At 59.5% G+C, this 16720-nt stretch carries 15 protein-coding genes; 8 read left to right on the top strand and 7 right to left on the bottom strand.

The genetic code is table 11. From position 1 onward, the window contains the following. Positions 1–71: 71 nt before the first annotated feature. The 3 genes from DT23_RS14105 to DT23_RS14095 all read right to left on the bottom strand — a co-directional run bounded on the left by DT23_RS14105 (position 72) and on the right by DT23_RS14095 (position 3504). Positions 72–2018: a DEAD/DEAH box helicase gene (locus DT23_RS14105; protein WP_038132228.1), complete on the bottom strand. Its 1947-nt coding sequence runs from the start codon at positions 2016–2018 to the stop codon at positions 72–74. A gap of 148 nt (positions 2019–2166) precedes the next feature. Then, positions 2167–3093, bottom strand: coding sequence for an MYG1 family protein (locus DT23_RS14100; RefSeq protein WP_038132227.1), 927 nt, complete (start codon positions 3091–3093; stop codon positions 2167–2169). A gap of 99 nt (positions 3094–3192) precedes the next feature. Then, entirely contained in the window at positions 3193–3504 is a 312-nt protein-coding gene (locus DT23_RS14095) for an ETC complex I subunit (protein ID WP_038132225.1), read from the bottom strand. A gap of 350 nt (positions 3505–3854) precedes the next feature. Here DT23_RS14095 and uvrB point away from each other — a divergent pair, with 350 nt between their 5' ends. Further along, positions 3855–6038, top strand: a complete 2184-nt coding sequence (gene uvrB / locus DT23_RS14090; RefSeq protein ID WP_038132223.1) for an excinuclease ABC subunit UvrB — start codon at positions 3855–3857, stop codon at positions 6036–6038. 59 nt (positions 6039–6097) lie between these two features. Here the strand turns inward: uvrB and DT23_RS14085 are convergent, their stop codons facing one another. Continuing rightward, positions 6098–6529, bottom strand: coding sequence for a Fur family transcriptional regulator (locus DT23_RS14085; RefSeq protein WP_051697309.1), 432 nt, complete (start codon positions 6527–6529; stop codon positions 6098–6100). A gap of 126 nt (positions 6530–6655) precedes the next feature. Here DT23_RS14085 and DT23_RS14080 point away from each other — a divergent pair, with 126 nt between their 5' ends. The 4 genes from DT23_RS14080 to DT23_RS14065 are packed head-to-tail and all read left to right on the top strand — an operon-like array spanning position 6656 to position 10075. Continuing rightward, positions 6656–7543, top strand: coding sequence for a metal ABC transporter substrate-binding protein (locus DT23_RS14080; RefSeq protein WP_038132350.1), 888 nt, complete (start codon positions 6656–6658; stop codon positions 7541–7543). Continuing rightward, positions 7540–8391, top strand: coding sequence for a manganese/iron ABC transporter ATP-binding protein (locus DT23_RS14075; RefSeq protein WP_038132222.1), 852 nt, complete (start codon positions 7540–7542; stop codon positions 8389–8391). The genes DT23_RS14080 and DT23_RS14075 overlap by 4 nt, the downstream gene beginning before the upstream one ends. Next, on the top strand, positions 8388–9245 hold the full coding sequence (locus DT23_RS14070) for a metal ABC transporter permease (RefSeq protein WP_038132221.1): 858 nt from the start codon (positions 8388–8390) through the stop codon (positions 9243–9245). The genes DT23_RS14075 and DT23_RS14070 overlap by 4 nt, the downstream gene beginning before the upstream one ends. Further along, positions 9242–10075 (top strand): metal ABC transporter permease, encoded by an 834-nt coding sequence (locus tag DT23_RS14065; protein WP_038132220.1) that lies wholly within the window; start codon positions 9242–9244, stop codon positions 10073–10075. Before DT23_RS14070 ends, DT23_RS14065 begins: the two co-directional genes overlap by 4 nt. A 35-nt stretch (positions 10076–10110) precedes the next feature. Here DT23_RS14065 and DT23_RS14060 read toward each other — a convergent pair whose 3' ends face one another. Both DT23_RS14060 and DT23_RS14055 read right to left on the bottom strand, forming a co-directional pair. Continuing rightward, positions 10111–10797, bottom strand: coding sequence for a hypothetical protein (locus tag DT23_RS14060; RefSeq protein ID WP_162177256.1), 687 nt, complete (start codon positions 10795–10797; stop codon positions 10111–10113). After that, positions 10779–11324, bottom strand: coding sequence for a YaeQ family protein (locus DT23_RS14055; RefSeq protein WP_038132216.1), 546 nt, complete (start codon positions 11322–11324; stop codon positions 10779–10781). Before DT23_RS14055 ends, DT23_RS14060 begins: the two co-directional genes overlap by 19 nt. Before the next feature lie 368 nt (positions 11325–11692). Between DT23_RS14055 and yghU the strand changes: the two genes are divergently transcribed. Next, positions 11693–12556 carry a glutathione-dependent disulfide-bond oxidoreductase gene (gene yghU, locus DT23_RS14050; RefSeq protein WP_038132214.1) on the top strand — a complete coding sequence of 288 codons (864 nt, stop codon included), beginning with the start codon at positions 11693–11695 and terminating at the stop codon, positions 12554–12556. 32 nt (positions 12557–12588) lie between these two features. Continuing rightward, positions 12589–13266 (top strand): glutathione S-transferase family protein, encoded by a 678-nt coding sequence (locus tag DT23_RS14045; RefSeq protein WP_038132213.1) that lies wholly within the window; start codon positions 12589–12591, stop codon positions 13264–13266. Between the two features lie 144 nt (positions 13267–13410). On the opposite strand, the gene DT23_RS14040 is transcribed toward DT23_RS14045, so the two are convergent. Further along, the gene (locus DT23_RS14040; RefSeq protein ID WP_038132212.1) at positions 13411–14325 is read right to left on the bottom strand and encodes a hydrogen peroxide-inducible genes activator; all 915 of its coding nucleotides are present in this window, start codon (positions 14323–14325) and stop codon (positions 13411–13413) included. Between the two features lie 171 nt (positions 14326–14496). On the opposite strand from DT23_RS14040, the gene katG reads away from it, so the two are divergent. Next, positions 14497–16674 (top strand): catalase/peroxidase HPI, encoded by a 2178-nt coding sequence (gene katG, locus DT23_RS14035; protein ID WP_038132210.1) that lies wholly within the window; start codon positions 14497–14499, stop codon positions 16672–16674. The last annotated feature ends 46 nt before the right edge of the window (positions 16675–16720 follow it).

Raw genomic sequence — 16720 nt, 5'->3', positions numbered from 1 at the left:
CCGCCAGCGGCCCCTGTCCGAGCGGCCTCGCTCAGAACAGGGAAACCCGCATTAATGCTTTGACATTTATGCTATTTATCAGATCCGCGATAGGGTTTGCGCGGGCCTGCGGGTTTCCCCTTGGGCTTGGCGCTATACTTCGCCTTCGGCTTGCCAGAGGGCTTTCCTGCCGGCTTACCGAAGGGCTTCCCTTTGCCTGATTTGGGCTTGCCGAATTTACCTTTGTCCGCCGGATCACCCCCCGCAGCCTTGTCAAACTTTGGCTCGGGCGCGGTATCAGGCTGCCAGGTGGCGCGCTTTTCACGCGCGGGTTTGCCCGCACTATCACCATCACGGGGTGCGTTGAATTTGGGCTTGGGGCCGGTGCGCGGCTTGCGCGGGCGATCCCCGTCGTCAAAAGAGCGCTGCCCTTTGGACGGGCCACCCTTACCTGCGGGGGCCAGTTTCGGCGGCGCATCCAATTGGCGCGCCTTCACGCCTTCTTCCAGCTCGCCATTGCCTCCAAGAGCCGCGTTGAAGCCCGCCACATAGGCTTGCGACAGCTCGACGAAAGTCTCGGTTTTCTGAACCCGGATCGCGCCGATGCCATCTTTTTCGATATTGCCAGCGCGGCACAAAAGCGGCAGCAGCCAGCGCGCCTCGGCGCGGTCATCATGACCGACCGAAAGGGCATACCAAGTGCTCGGGCCAAAGGGCTTGCGATCGCGCGCCGGAGCCTTGGCGTCGGGTGCCATCAGCTCTTCGGGGGCGCATTTCTGCGCACGATAGAGACGCAGACAGGCCGCGGCGATCTCGATCGGCGAATGCTGAGCCAGCAAACGCTCGGCGAAATCGGCCTGATCGGCAGAGGGCACCGCATCCCAAGCCGGATCGGCGAGCAGATTGTCCTCATCGCGGCGCAAGATATCTTCGGCGCGCGGCGCGGTGGTCCACTCGGCCTTGATCTTGGCGAATTGCAGCAGACGCTCGGCCTTTTTGGTCGCGCGCGGCGGCACGATCAGCGCCGAAATCCCTTTGCGCCCGGCGCGGCCCGTGCGGCCAGACCGGTGCAGCAAGCCTTCGGTATTGACCGGCAAATCGGCATGGATCACGAGGTTCAGGTTGGGCAGATCGATCCCGCGCGCAGCGACATCGGTGGCCACACAAACCCGCGCACGCCCGTCACGCATCGCCTGCAAAGCATGGGTGCGCTCGGTCTGGCTTAGCTCGCCCGAAAGCGTCACCACGGCCAGGCCCCGGTTGCCCAGACGCGCGGTCAGATGGTTCACGGCAGCGCGGGTATTGGCGAACACAATCGCGCTTTCGCCGTCGTGATAGCGTAGCAGGTTGATGATCGCATGTTCGCTATCGGTCGGGCCAACACGGATCGCCTGATAGGCAATATCGGCGTGCTGACTGGCACCGCCCAGCGTGTTGATCCGCTTGGCGTTGCGCTGGAATTTTTCAGCCAGCTTGGCAATCGGCGGCGAAACGGTCGCGGAAAACAGCAGCGTGCGACGTTCTTCCGGCGCATCGGCGAGGATGAATTCCAGATCCTCGCGAAAGCCCAGATCCAGCATTTCATCGGCCTCATCGAGCACCACAGCGCGTGCATCGCTCAGATCAAGAGAGCCGCGCCGGATGTGATCGCTTAGACGACCCGGCGTTCCCACGACGATATGCGCGCCACGTTCCAGCGCACGGCGTTCGTCGCGCATATCCATACCGCCGACACAGGAGGTCACCCGCGCACCGGTCTTGGCATAAAGCCAGCTCAGCTCGCGCATGACCTGAAAGGCCAGCTCGCGCGTCGGTGCCACGACCAGCGCCAGCGGCAGTGCCGCAGGGCCCATCCGCATCTCATCGCCCATCAGCGTAGGCGCAATCGCAAGGCCGAAGCCCACGGTTTTCCCCGATCCGGTCTGCGCCGAAACAAGCAGGTCGGACTGCGTCAGAGCCGGGTCTGTCACCGCCTCTTGGACGGGGGTCAATTTGTCATAGCCACGCTCGGCGAGCGCTTCGGAAAGGGGAGAAATCATGATAGGTGAGGTCCGTGGAATTGCGGCAAGGGCGCGTCAGATGCACCGCCGAAGCCGCGCAAGATCAGGTTCAATAAAGGCTTCGGGCGCAAATGTATACAGCCAATTCGCCGCAGAACGGCAAACTAACCGGTTTTTGCCCCGAATTTTATTGCGCCAAGGCCTCTTGAACCGCCAAGTCCGCCATTTGCACAATCGCGTCGCGGCTGCTGGCCACTGCGATGAAGCGGCCATTATGGCAGAACTTTGCACCTTGGACGCCGCTGGCGGCCTCAAGCGCTGCGTCGGTCAATCCGGCCCATGCGACTGGCAGGTCGGCGCGAGTGTCAAACGTGTCTGCGCCCGTGCGGATCGTACCCAGCGCCCAATCGGTGCCGCGCGGATGAATCACGAAAAGCAAGTGATCCGCGCCCGCCTGCTCTACGCCAGAGCGAAACGGCATACCCATTGGCAATTCCAAAACGTGCCCTTCCCCTGCTGCAGCAATGGCCGCCATGACCATCGATTCTGCACGGAACTTGGCAGCTTTGCGCTTGATCTGGGCTTCGACGAAAGCGCGCGCCACCGTCAGCGCGGCGGCAAAAGCACGGTCATCCGCGCCCTCCTCACGATCATCAAACACCGGCTTGAGGCTTTCCAACAGCACCGGCAGCGTCAGCCCCGCAAAGAGCGGCCCCGCCTCAGAGGCATTCACCGTGCCATTGTCGAGCAAATCAATCGGCAGCACGAAACCGCGATCGAAAGAGGCGTGGATCGCGTCGATATCATTCTCAGGCACTGCCATGGCGTGCAGGTAATCGCGGCCATACTGCGCCCAGATCAGGCCAAACGAGCTATAGGGCTGACCATCTTCGCGCAGCGGATTGGGGCGTTGATGGTGATCGAATATCTGCAAAGCCGCATCGAACTGCCCGCCCACATCGTAGATGATGCGGCTGTCATCCGGCGTAAGCCAGCCCTTGTCACGGGTGCGCACAAGCTGTGCGTCAGGGAAAAGGCGCGTCAGTACGACCGAGGACAAAAGCTCATCGGCATGAAAGCCACCGGAATGGGTTACGAGATGGGTGACGGTCATGTGGGGACTTTCAATGAAACGGGCGACCACTGGGCCGCCCTCGATATCTGATATGGTTTGGCGATCTTGTCCGGCGCATGCCGGGTTTAATGCTGGCGATCAATGCGTCCAGTTCGCGCGGCGATCAGAGGCGAAATTCTCGCCATATCCGCGCGCGCGGATGTTGGCGGCGCGGCCATGCGGCTCGGTCACGACATAGTCGATCCCATTTTCCTTGGCGTAATCTTCCGCCGCCTCGCGCGTTTCAAAGCGCAACCGCACTTGCGCCTGCGTATCATCGGACGAGGTCCACCCCATCAACGGATCAATCTCACGCGCGTCGGCGGGCACGTAATCAAGAACCCATTTTTTGGTCTTGCCGATACCCGACTGCATGGCGTTGCGGGCTGGCTGATAGATGCGTGCGCGCATGGGCGAACTCCTGTGCGATGCTTTCCCTTTGTCTTAGTACATTAAACCGGAATCGCAAGCCCCGGATGGCAGGGCAAATCATGCCACAGCGTGGCATCGCGATAAGAAAGAGTGCCTACCGGCCGACTAGGGGAGCGAGGGGTGGGGTGGTGCGTCGGCCGGCAGATCTATGCTGCTTGCCTGAACATAATGCGAACGCAGCCCCGGATTCGCAAGGAAAAAATCCCGCTAAGCCATTGCTTTAAAATTACAATTATAGCTATTCCTTTAACCGCACGTTAACACCTTCGCCAACCCCTTGAATGCGAACGAAAAGAGGACAACTTTAGAGGCAGCCAAAGGATGCCGGAATGCCCCATAATGCCACCGACCAGCCAACACAGCGCCCCGATGTGCTGACGCGCCCCAAGCTCGAGGGCGGCAAGCGGTTCATATTGCACACGGAATATGCAGCTGCAGGCGACCAACCCACGGCGATTGCCGAACTTTCCAAGGGCGTGGAAGAAGGCGAGCGCGATCAGGTGCTGCTGGGCGCGACGGGCACGGGCAAGACCTTTACAATGGCAAAGGTAATCGAGCAGACCCAGCGTCCCGCCATCATTCTGGCCCCCAACAAGACGTTGGCGGCGCAATTATACGGCGAATTCAAAAGCTTCTTTCCCGAAAACTCAGTCGAGTATTTCGTGTCGTTTTATGACTACTATCAGCCCGAAGCCTATGTCGCGCGCTCGGACACCTATATCGAGAAAGAAAGCCAGATTAACGAGCAGATCGACCGGATGCGCCACTCGGCCACCCGCGCGCTGCTGGAACGCGATGACGTGATTATCGTGGCCTCGGTAAGCTGCATTTACGGGATCGGCTCGGTCGAGACCTATTCCGCGATGACGCAGGACATGAAGGTCGGCGATCTGATCGAGCAGCGCCAGTTTTTGGCCGAGCTTGTGACCCAGCAATACAAGCGCCTGGATGCCGCGTTTCAGCGCGGGGCATTTCGCGTCAAAGGCGACACGGTCGATCTGTGGCCCGCCCACCTTGAGGATCGCGCATGGCGCTTTAGTTTCTTCGGGGAAGAACTTGAATCCATTACAGAGTTTGATCCGTTAACCGGACAGAAAACCAACAGTTTTGAGCAAATTCGCATCTATGCCAACAGCCACTATGTGACGCCGCGCCCGACTTTGCAGCAGGCGACCAAAAGCATCCGGATCGAACTGACGCAGCGCCTCAAACAGCTCAATGACGAAGGCAAATTGCTTGAGGCACAGCGCCTTGAACAGCGCACGAATTTTGACATCGAGATGTTAGAGGCAACCGGCGTGTGCAACGGGATCGAGAACTATTCGCGCTATCTGACGGGGCGCGCGCCGGGCGAACCGCCCCCCACTCTGTTCGAGTTCATCCCCGACAATGCCATTGTTTTTGCAGACGAATCCCATGTCAGCGTGCCTCAGATCGGAGGCATGTATCGCGGCGACTATCGGCGCAAATTCACGCTGGCCGAGCACGGTTTCCGTCTGCCCTCCTGCATGGATAACCGCCCGCTGAAGTTTGAGGAATGGGACGCAATGCGCTCGCAATCGGTGTTTGTTTCGGCCACGCCCTCGAAATGGGAGCTAGAGCAAACGGGCGGCGTGTTTACCGAGCAGGTGATCCGCCCGACCGGACTGATCGACCCGATGATCGAGATACGTCCCGTTGAGACGCAGGTCGACGATGTGCTCGACGAAATCCGCAAGGTTTCCGCCAAGGGGTTTCGCACTTTAGTTACGACTTTGACCAAGCGCATGGCCGAAGATCTTACAGAATATCTACATGAACAGGGGGTGCGGGTGCGCTATATGCACTCCGATATTGACACAATCGAACGTATCGAGATTTTGCGCGACTTGCGCCTTGGGGCGTTCGACGTGCTGATCGGGATCAACCTTCTGCGCGAAGGGCTGGACATTCCCGAATGCGGTTTGGTGGCGATTTTGGATGCCGATAAAGAGGGGTTCCTGCGCTCGGAAACCTCACTGATCCAGACGATCGGGCGGGCGGCACGTAACTCTGAGGGGCGCGTGATTATGTATGCCGACAAGATCACCGGCAGTATGCAGCGCGCGATTGACGAAACCGATCGCCGCCGCGCCAAGCAGGTCGCCTACAACCTTGAACATGGCATTACGCCTGCAACCGTGAAGAAGAATGTCGAAGATGTTCTGGCGGGCCTTTATCAGGGCGACACGGATATGTCGCGCGTCACCGCAAAAGTTGATAATGTGAAAGTCGGCGCCAATCTTGAGGCCCATTTGCAGGATCTAAGGTTGAAAATGCGCAAGGCCGCCGAGAACCTCGAATTCGAAGAAGCCGCCCGTTTGCGTGATGAGGTCAAGCGCCTGGAGGCGGTGGATCTGGCCATTCACGACGATCCGCTGGCGCGCCAATCTGCGGTCGAGGCCGCCAGCGAAGCTGCCGTAAAAGCCAGCGGTCGCTCAACCGCGGGCCGTCCAGGGCAACGGGGCGGCGTCAAGCGCCGCAAGGGGCGGTAACGACGCGCAAATAAACTGCGCAAACCGCGCGGAGCCTAAATCGTAAGCCACAAAAGGGCTCAACCCTGCCCGGTCTTTCGCACATACAGCTCCATCCGGTGATGGACGATTTCATAGCCCAGTTCTGCGGCGATCTCGGCCTGCAACTTTTCGATCCTGTCATTGCAAAACTCGATCACCTTGCCAGTTTCGACGTCAATCATGTGATCGTGGTGATCGGTCTCTGCGGGTTCAAAGCGGGCCGAGGCTCCATCGAACTGATGGCGCTGGATAACGCCCTGAGTTTCCAGCGTGGACAGCGTGCGATAGACCGTCGAAAGCGAAATCCCCGGCGCGATGGCATTGGCGCGGCTGTGCAGCTCTGGCGCGTCGGGATGATCTTGCGCGTCTGCGAGAACCTCAAGGATCGCAGCGCGTTGTCGGGTGACGCGAATCCCTGCCCTACGCAGCGCGTCTGTCAGCTTTTCGATATGCTCTCGGGTGTCATTCATGCGTCGGTTCTGCCCGTGCGGCGCGCGCATTTCAAGATATTTCTTGCGAATGAGTCGCAATTGAGTTGACAGTTGCAACTCGTTCGCATTTGCATGTTGTCACGTAAACAGGAGATTCGCGTGATGATGAAACGTTTTACGATTGGCTTGGCGACCGCGATTGCGCTGTGGGGATCACAGGCGATGGCGCAGAACGACCGGCTGAAGGTTGTCACGACCTTCACCGTGATTGCGGATATGGCGCAGAACGTTGCGGGTGATACCGCCGAGGTCGTAAGCATCATCAAGCCCGGTGCCGAGATCCACGGCTACCAGCCCACGCCGCGCGATCTGGTGCGAGCGCAGGACGCCGACCTGATCTTGTGGAACGGGCTGAACCTTGAACGCTGGTTCGAACAGTTCCTGTCCAATCTGCGCGATGTGCCTGCAGCGGTGGTCTCTGAAGGGGTCGAGCCGCTGCCGATTGCGGGGGGTGAGTATGACGGCAAGCCCAACCCGCATGGCTGGATGGCGCTCAGTTCGGCGCTGATCTATGTGGACAACATCCGTGATGCCCTGAGTGCGGCGGACCCGGATAATGCTGCGATCTACACCGCGAACGCCGACGCCTATAAGCAGCAAATCGCGGATGTGATCGGCCCGCTGCGCGATCAAGCGCGCGCCCTGCCCGAAGATCGGCGCTGGCTGGTGACATCGGAAGGCGCATTCTCCTATCTGGCGCGCGATTTCGGGCTGCAAGAGGTCTATCTCTGGTCGATCAACGCCGATGCGCAGGGCACGCCGCAACAGGTGCGCAAGGTGATCGACACGGTGCGCGCGCATCATATTCCCGTGGTGTTTTCGGAATCCACAGTGTCGGACAAGCCCGCCAAACAAGTTGCGCGCGAAACCGGTGCGGCCTATGGCGGGGTGCTCTATGTTGATAGTCTCAGCGCGGCAGATGGGCCGGTTCCCGCCTATCTCGATCTTCTGCGCGTGACGTCACAAACCATCGTGGAAGGGTTGTCTCAATGAGCAAAGGCATTGTCGCGCAGGGCCTGACCGTTACCTATCGCAATGGCCATACCGCGCTGCGCGATGCCTCATTCGCGATTCCCACCGGCACGATTACCGCGCTGGTGGGCGTCAACGGAGCGGGCAAATCGACGCTGTTCAAGGCGCTCATGGGGTTTATTCCGGCCTCTAAGGGAACGGTCGAAATCCTTGGCCAGCCGGTACGCGCAGCGATGAAGGCGCAGGCCGTGGCCTATGTGCCCCAAGCCGAAGAGGTTGACTGGACCTTTCCTGTTCTGGTTGAGGATGTGGTGATGATGGGGCGCTACGGGCATATGGGCTTTTTGCGCCGCCCGCGTGCCGCAGATCGTCAGGCGGTTAGCAATGCCTTGGCCCGCGTGAACATGTCCGAGTTTCGCAAACGCCAGATTGGCGAGCTGTCGGGCGGTCAAAGAAAGCGCGTCTTTCTGGCGCGCGCGCTGGCACAGGATGCGCGCGTCATTTTGCTGGACGAGCCCTTCACCGGCGTCGATGTAAAGACCGAAGAACAGATCATCGCGCTCTTGGGCGATTTGCGCGCCGAAGGCCGCGTGATGCTGGTCGCCACCCACAATCTGGGGTCGGTGCCTGAATTTTGCGACCGCGTGGTGCTGGTCAAGGGCACTGTGCTGGCGCATGGCCCCACCGAAGACGTCTTCACCCCGGAAAATCTGCGCGAGACCTTCGGCGGCGTGCTGCGCCACTTCATGCTGGAGGGCGAGCGACTGCACGATGATGCCGACCCGCGCAAGCTAGAGGTCTTCACCGATGACGAACGCCCGCTGGTGATCTATGACGAGCGTGCCCGCACGCTGGAGGGGCGCAAATGAGCGTGCTGCTAGAGCCCTTCTCTTACGGCTACATGACCAATGCAATCTGGGTCTCGGCGCTGGTCGGGGCGGTTTGCGCGTTTCTGTCAGCCTATTTGATGCTCAAGGGCTGGTCGCTGATTGGCGATGCGTTAAGCCATTCCATCGTGCCCGGCGTGGCGGGGGCTTATATGCTGGGTCTGCCATTTGCGCTTGGGGCGTTCCTATCGGGCGGGCTTGCGGCGCTGGCGATGTTGTTCTTGCGCCAACGCTCGGGGCTTAAGGAAGATGCGGTGATCGGTCTGATCTTTACCTCGTTTTTCGGACTGGGCCTGTTCATGGTTTCTCTCAACCCCATGGCGGTCTCGATCCAGACGATTGTGATGGGCAATATCCTTGCGATCACGCCTGCCGATACGCTGCAGCTGGTGATCATCGGGGGTGTGTCGCTGGTGATATTGCTGGCGAAATGGCGCGACCTTCTGGCGGTGTTCTTTGACGAGGCCCACGCCCGCACCATTGGCCTCAACCCCGGATTGCTACGTGTGGTATTCTTTACGCTGCTCGCCGCCTGCACGGTTGCCGCAATGCAAACCGTGGGCGCGTTTCTGGTGATCGCGCTGGTCGTGACACCGGGCGCGACTGCGTATCTTTTGACCGACCGCTTTCCAAGGCTGATCGCGCTGTCGGTGGCCATCGGCACGCTGACCTCGGGGTTTGGCGCCTATCTCAGCTACTTTCTCGATGGCGCGACGGGCGGGGTCATTGTGTGTCTGCAAACCGCGCTGTTCTTGCTGGCCTTCGTCTTTGCCCCGACCCATGGCGTCTTGGCCGCGCGTCGCCGCACCCGCCACGCAATGGAGGAGATCGCATGATTGAAACGCTTTTTCTGCCGCTGCAATTTCCGTTCATGCAGAACGCATTGCTGATCACCGCCTTGATCGCCCCAGCGGCCGCGATGCTATCAAGCTTTCTCGTGCTCAAGGGCTGGTCGCTGATGGGCGATGCCACCAGCCACGCGGTGCTGCCGGGCGTCGTGCTGGCCTATCTTGCGGGGATTCCGCTGATCATCGGGGCGTTTCTGGCCGGACTGACCTGCGCAATGGCGACCGGGTTCATCAAGGACCACTCGCGCGTCAAGCAGGACACCGTGATGGGCGTCGTGTTTTCGGGCATGTTCGGGCTTGGCGTCGTGATTTACACCCAGATCGAAACCGAGGTGCATCTCGATCACATCCTGTTTGGCAACATGCTTGGCGTGGGCACAGCCGATTTGTGGACGGCGGGATTGATTGCGGGGGGCGTGGCGCTGATCCTTGCGCTGAAATGGCGAGACGTCCTCGCGCATGCCTTTGATCCGGTGCAGGCACAGATGATCGGCTTGAACGTCGGCTGGCTGCATTACGGGCTGCTGGCGATTTTGTCAGCGACGGTCGTGGCGATGCTGTCTTCTGTCGGGATCATTCTGGCGGTGGCCTTCCTGATCGCACCGGGCGCGATTGCCTTTTTGCTCACGCGCACCTTCGCGCGCATGCTGGTGGTGTCGATCATCGCGGCACTGGTGGCGGGGCTGTCGGGGATCTATGCAAGCTTCTGGCTTGATAGCGCCCCTGCCCCGACAATCGTGCTTTTGCTGACGGCCATGTTTCTGATCGCGCTGGCTCATAACAACTTTCGAACGGCACGCGCCTCGGCATCGGGTTAGCGGCAACCGTGATCTGTTGGCGATGAGACCTGACTTTAAGGGTTGGTCGATTTGATCGTTTTGATCGCGTCAATCAACAGCGGCTTCAGGTCGGCGGCCTTGCCCTCGGCGGTATGCAGCGAAAACAGTTGCATATAGCCTTCGGGAGAGACGGTCGCGATCATCACCGCTTCCGGCACGCCGAGCTTTTCGTACTGTTGCAGGTTCAGCTTGGTAATTGCGACCCAAGCCTTGCGATCGCCGATATCTTCATAGGAACGCGTCGAAATATCGGCGCATTTGTAATTTTCACACACCCCTTCCAAGAAACCGTCGATCGTCTTTTTTGCAATACTCGGTCCCATTATCGCCAATGGGTTCTTCTTCAGATAGGTCATCGCGGACACGATCGTGAAAGGGTCATATCCTTCGGGGGTCGCTGCGATCACAGACGATTGCTGTTCCGTTCGGTCGCTTTCAACTCTCCAAGCGATATCGCCACCAAGCTGCATGGTGTAATTGGCGTTCGCATCTTGCATCTCAACAGGGCTTTGCGCCCAAGCAACGGAGCAGGAAAAAACAAAAACCGCGCAAGACTTTGTCAACACGTTACTCAACTTCACTTGGCTACCCCACATCGTTACTGAAAAACCATTCAGGACATGCTTAGCACAAATTAATCCCGTTGGGCTACGCGCCAAAGACCGCAACGGCGAGGCATGGCCTACACCGCGCGCTTCCACGTTACGGGGGTGATATTAACGATTTGCTCATCAACACTGACCATCACGTCGCCATCCTGAATATTCACCTGCAGCTTCATCGCACGGCTGGCCAGTTTGGCCAATGCGCCAGTGTCACGCTCGGAGAGATTTATCACCTGAAGATTGTCAAAACGGGTGGTGCTGTTTTGGATCTTGTCCCACCACATCTCGGCCGTTCGGCCACCATATGTATAGACGATCACCTGATCAGCCTTGCCACAGGATTGACGCATCACCTTCTCGCTCGGAAGACCGAGCGCCACCCACACTTCAAGCTCTCCGCTTAGGCTTTTTTGCCAGATGTCTGGCTCGTCATCGGTCGAAAGCCCCTTGGTCATTTCCAGATGCTCATGGGCATTGAGCGCAAACGCGAGGATGCGCACCATCAGCCGTTCATCCGTCTCCGAGGGATGCTTGGCCACGGTCAGCTTATGGGTCTCATAATAGTGCCGATCCATGTCGGAAACCGAAAGTTCGACTTTATAAATGGTGGCATTTTGCGCCATGATTTGCCCCAAACCCTGAAAGATTGAGATGCCTACTCTGTCTGCGGGCCTTTGGAAAGCATATAGACTGGCAGTGGATCATACAGGCCGCACGGTGCCCCAATCGCCCCTTGCATCACGAACCCGTGATTGGTGTGAAAATACTTGAGCAACCACTCAAGAATACGTATGAAGTGATAAGAGCACCGAAACACGGGCCGCCATGCGCCCCCCTGACAGCTTGGAAGGCGGTCACGACGAAGCCCGTAAGTATTCGCACCGCCTTTGCGAGCATAAAACATCGCCACCTAGACCCGCCTGACCTGCGTTAAGCCCCCCCCGGAAGCGCAAGGTCTGGCGCTTGATCCAGTTGAAAAGGAAAACACGCTATGGCCGATTATACCCCCCCGAAGGTCTGGACATGGGACGACGAAAACGGCGGTGATTGGGCCAAAACCAACCGTCCGATCGCAGGCGCAACCTTTGATGCGGAACTGCCCGTCGGCAAGCACCCGTTGCAGCTTTATTCGATGGGCACACCCAATGGCCAAAAGGTCACGATCATGCTCGAAGAGCTTCTGGCGCTTGGTAAAACGGGCGCGGAATATGACGCCCATCTGATCCGGATTGGTGAGGGTGATCAGTTTTCATCGGGTTTTGTGGCGCTCAATCCGAATTCCAAGATCCCGGCGCTTCTGGATCGCGACACCGGCATGCGCGTGTTCGAAAGCGGCGCGATCCTGCTGTATCTGGCCGAGAAGTTCGGGGCGTTTTTGCCAACCGATCCCGCACAGCGCACCGAGACCCTGAACTGGGTGTTCTGGCTGCAAGGCTCTGCGCCCTATCTGGGCGGGGGCTTCGGTCACTTCTACGCCTATGCGCCTGAAAAGTTCGAATATCCGATCAACCGTTTCACGATGGAAGTAAAACGCCAGATGGATGTGCTGGACCGCGAACTGTCCGAGCACCGCTATCTGGGCGGCAATGAATACACCATCGCAGATATGCTGACGTGGCCTTGGTATGGCAATCTGGTCTTGGGCGAAGCCTATGATGCGGGCGAGTTCCTTGACGTGGAAAGCTACACCAACCTGCGTCGCTGGGCCGAAGAGATCCTTGCCCGCCCGGCCGTCCAACGGGGCCGCATCGTGAACCGCACCCGCGGTCCGCTGAACGAGCAACTGCACGAGCGCCACGATGCCTCGGATTTCGACACGAAAACCCAGGACAAGATCGCAACCGCGACTGAATAAGCCCCGCTTTTCGCAAGCTCTTGGGATATCACATGTTGAAATTTTACTATCACCCGACGCCAAACCCGCTGAAAATTGCCTTGTTCTTGGCGGAAACCGGGCTGCCCTATGAATTGGTGCCCATCGACACCGCACAGGGCCAGCAACACAGGCCGGAATTTCGCGCCATCAACCCCAATGGCAAAGTGCCTGCCATTGATGATAATGGCACCACCGTGTTCGACAGCACGGCGATCCTGCTTTATCTTTCGGACAAGACGGGCAAGCTGGGCGTCGCGCCCGAAGACCGTGGCGCGCTGCTATCTTGGTTGATGTTCATTGCCTCGGGTCTGGGGCCGTTTTCTGGCCAATGCGTACATTTCCACCATAGCGCGCCCGAAGACCTGCCCTATGCCAAGAACCGCTACATGCGCGAAGCCGAGCGTCACTATCAGGTGCTAAATGACCACCTGAAGGGCCGCGAATTCATCGTGGGTGACAGCTATTCCATCGCCGATATTTCCGCATGGGGCTGGGCCATTCGTGGCGAGCGTGTGCTGGGCGGCGAAGGTCTGGAACGGTTTCCCGAAGTCGCGCGCTGGTTCAAGGCAATCAACGCACGTCCTGCCGTTGAGACAGCCCAGCAGATCGGTAAGGGCGAGACCTTTAAAACGCCCGGAGATGAAGCCTCGCTGCGCGCGTTATTCCCAAGCAACTATGCGCCCGCGTGACATTCACCCGCCCCGAGGGGAAATGCTTGGGGCGGGCATAGCGCATCCCTGGTTTTCCCGGCATTTTTCAGGCGCACTGTCCCGCCCTTTCGGGGCCGAGGGGGACAGAGGCGTCACGCCTCAGCCGTAGGGGTTGCATCAAGGTCAGTCCGCGCGCCAACCGACTTTGAGCGCATCAAATTGCTGGCGCAAGTGGTGCGCGATTTCGGCGTATTGGGGGGCCATCGGGCTGGATTTGCGCCAGACAAGGCCGATGGTGCGTTTGGGGCGTGGCGCGGGCAGACGCGCGACCGAGACGTCTGCGGCGCGCATCTCGGTGCGCACGGCCATTTCCGGGATCAGGGTAATGCCAATTCCCGCGCCGACCATCTGCACAAGCGTGCTAAGCGAACTGCCCTCCATCAGGTCTTGCGCGCCAAGGCGTGAGGTCTTGCAAAACGACAGCGCTTGGTCGCGAAAACAGTGGCCTTCTTCCAACAGCAGCAACCGCATTTCCAACAGGCCCTCACGGCTGGGCACGGGTTTATCGGCATCTGCGCGCGGGCGCACCAGCGCGAATTCCTCATCAAATAAGGGCTCTTCGTGCAAGCTCGCCTCGGAAACCGGCAGGGCGACGACAGCGATATCCATGCGCCCTTCGTTGAGGCTAGCGATGAGGGTCTGGGTGATGGCCTCACGCGGGCGGATGTCGAGATCAGGATACTGCGCGCCCAACTGGCGGATCAGATCGGGCAAAAGATAGGGCGCGATGGTGGGAATCACCCCGATCCGCAACCGCCCGCTAAGTGGCCCATGCGCCGCGCGCGCCAGATCGCCCAGTTCATCGACCGAGCGCAAGATGAGACGCGCGCGCTTTGCCAAAGCCTCGCCCAGACCCGTCAACCGGATCTGGCGCGCCCCGCGTTCCACCAAAGGCGCGCCGAGGATCTCCTCCAGCTCTTTGATCTGAAACGAAAGTGCTGGCTGCGAAATCGCGCAAGACTCGGCAGCGCGCCCGAAATGGGCATGACGCGCGAGGGCCTCAAAATAGCGCAGATGTTTCAGCGTCACTGGAATCATAAGCCAACCTTATCTCATACATTAGGAAATCAAAATTTTTATTATAACAAAGCCTGCTAGGGTGAAAGCAGAAATTCGGGTTGGGTTGGAACTGCAAGAGGCAATCCCGATCCGCCCGGTCAGGGTGCATTTCGGCGCCCTGACCACGACACGCGCAAAGGGAGAGCGATCATGGACGGAAATGATGTGAACACGGCTGGCAAATGCCCAGTGATGCATGGCGGCAATACCGCGATGGGGTCGAATGTGATGGATTGGTGGCCCAATGCGCTCAACCTCGACATTCTGCACCAGCATGACACCAAGACCGACCCGATGGGGCGCGATTTCGACTATAGCGAGACCGTCAAGACGCTTGATTACGACGCGCTCAAGGCGGACATGATCGCGCTGCTGACCGACAGTCAGGACTGGTGGCCCGCCGATTGGGGCCATTACGGCGGCTTGATGATCCGTCTGGCGTGGCATGCGGCGGGCTCGTATCGCCTTGCCGACGGGCGTGGCGGCGCAGGTTCAGGCAACCAGCGCTTTGCCCCGCTCAACTCGTGGCCCGACAATGCGAGTCTGGATAAGGCGCGCCGCCTGCTTTGGCCGCTCAAGAAGAAATACGGCAACAAGGTCAGCTGGGCAGATTTGATCGTTCTGGCGGGCACTGTTGCCTATGAAAGCATGGGGTTGAAAACCTTTGGATTTGGCTTTGGGCGCAAGGATATCTGGCATCCCGAGACCGACACCTATTGGGGGGCCGAGAAGGAATGGCTTGCGCCGTCTGATGCGCGTTATGGCGATGTCGACAAGCCCGACACGATGGAAAACCCGCTGGCTGCGGTGCAGATGGGGCTGATTTACGTCAACCCCGAGGGCGTGAACGGCACTCCCGACCCGATGAAGACCGCCGCCCAAGTGCGCGAAACATTTAAGCGCATGGCGATGAATGACGAGGAAACCGCCGCGCTGACCGCAGGCGGGCATACGGTGGGCAAATGTCACGGCAATGGCGATGCAGCCAAGCTGGGGGCAGAACCCGAGGCAGCCGATGTGGCCCAGCAAGGTCTTGGCTGGTTCAACCCCGCGATGGAGGGCAAAGCCACCAACGCCATCACCGGCGGCCCGGAAGGCGCGTGGACAACCAACCCGCTGGAATTCGACATGGGCTATTTCGACATGCTGTTCGGGCATGAATGGGAAGTCACCAAAAGCCCCGCCGGCGCCTATCAGTGGAAGCCCGTCGATATCGCCGAAGCCGATATGCCCGTTGACACCACCGATCCGACACAGCGCCGGATGCCGATGATGACCGATGCCGACATGGCGATGAAAGTCGATCCGATCTACAACGAGATTTGCCATAAATTTATGGCCGATCCCGAGTATTTCAAGGACACGTTTGCGCGCGGCTGGTTCAAGTTGACCCATCGCGATATGGGGCCGAAGGCGCGCTATATCGGGCCTTGGGTGCCAAGCGAGGACCTGATTTGGCAAGATCCGGTTCCCGCAGGCAACACCGATTGGGACGTAGACGCCGTTAAGGCGAAAATCGCGCAAAGTGGCCTCAGCATTGCCGAGATGGTCTCGACGGCTTGGGACAGCGCGCGCACCTATCGCGGCTCGGATATGCGTGGCGGTGCCAATGGCGCGCGCATCCGTCTGGCACCGCAAAAAGACTGGGAGGGCAACGAGCCCGCGCGTCTCGCCAAGGTTCTCTCCGTGCTGGAGCCGATTGCGGCGCAGGCCGGAGCCTCGGTGGCGGATGTGATCGTGCTGGCGGGGAATGTCGGGCTGAAACAGGCGATCAAGGCCGCAGGCTTTGACATCGACGTGCCATTTGCGCCCGGGCGCGGCGACTCCACCGATGAGATGACCGATGCCGAGAGTTTCGACGTGCTGGAGCCGCTGGCCGACGGGTTTCGCAACTGGCTCAAGAAAGATTACATCGTCAGCCCCGAAGAGATGATGCTGGATCGTGCGCAACTGATGGGGCTGACCGCGCCGGAAATGACGGTGCTGGTGGGCGGAATGCGCGCGCTTGGCACCAATCACGGCGGCAGCGATCATGGCGTCTTCACCGATCGCAAGGGCCAGTTGACGAGTGACTTCTTTGTCAACCTGACCGACATGGCCAATAGCTGGCATCCGGTGGCGGACGGCGCTTATGAGATCCGCGACCGCAAGACGGGCGCGGTGAAATGGACCGCGACGCGGATTGATCTGGTGTTCGGCTCAAACGCGATCCTGCGCTCTTATGCCGAGGTCTATGCCCAAGACGATAGCGCCGAGAAATTCGTGCGCGATTTCGTAGCCGCTTGGGACAAGGTGATGATGGCGGATCGCTTCGATCTGGCGGGCTAAGGCCCTTCACCCGCACAGGTGATCGAAACCCGAAGCGGCGCGTGGC

The sequence above is a fragment of the Thioclava indica genome, from assembly GCF_000714545.1.
Classification (GTDB): domain Bacteria; phylum Pseudomonadota; class Alphaproteobacteria; order Rhodobacterales; family Rhodobacteraceae; genus Thioclava; species Thioclava indica.
This window is presented reverse-complemented; position numbering and strand designations above follow the sequence as displayed.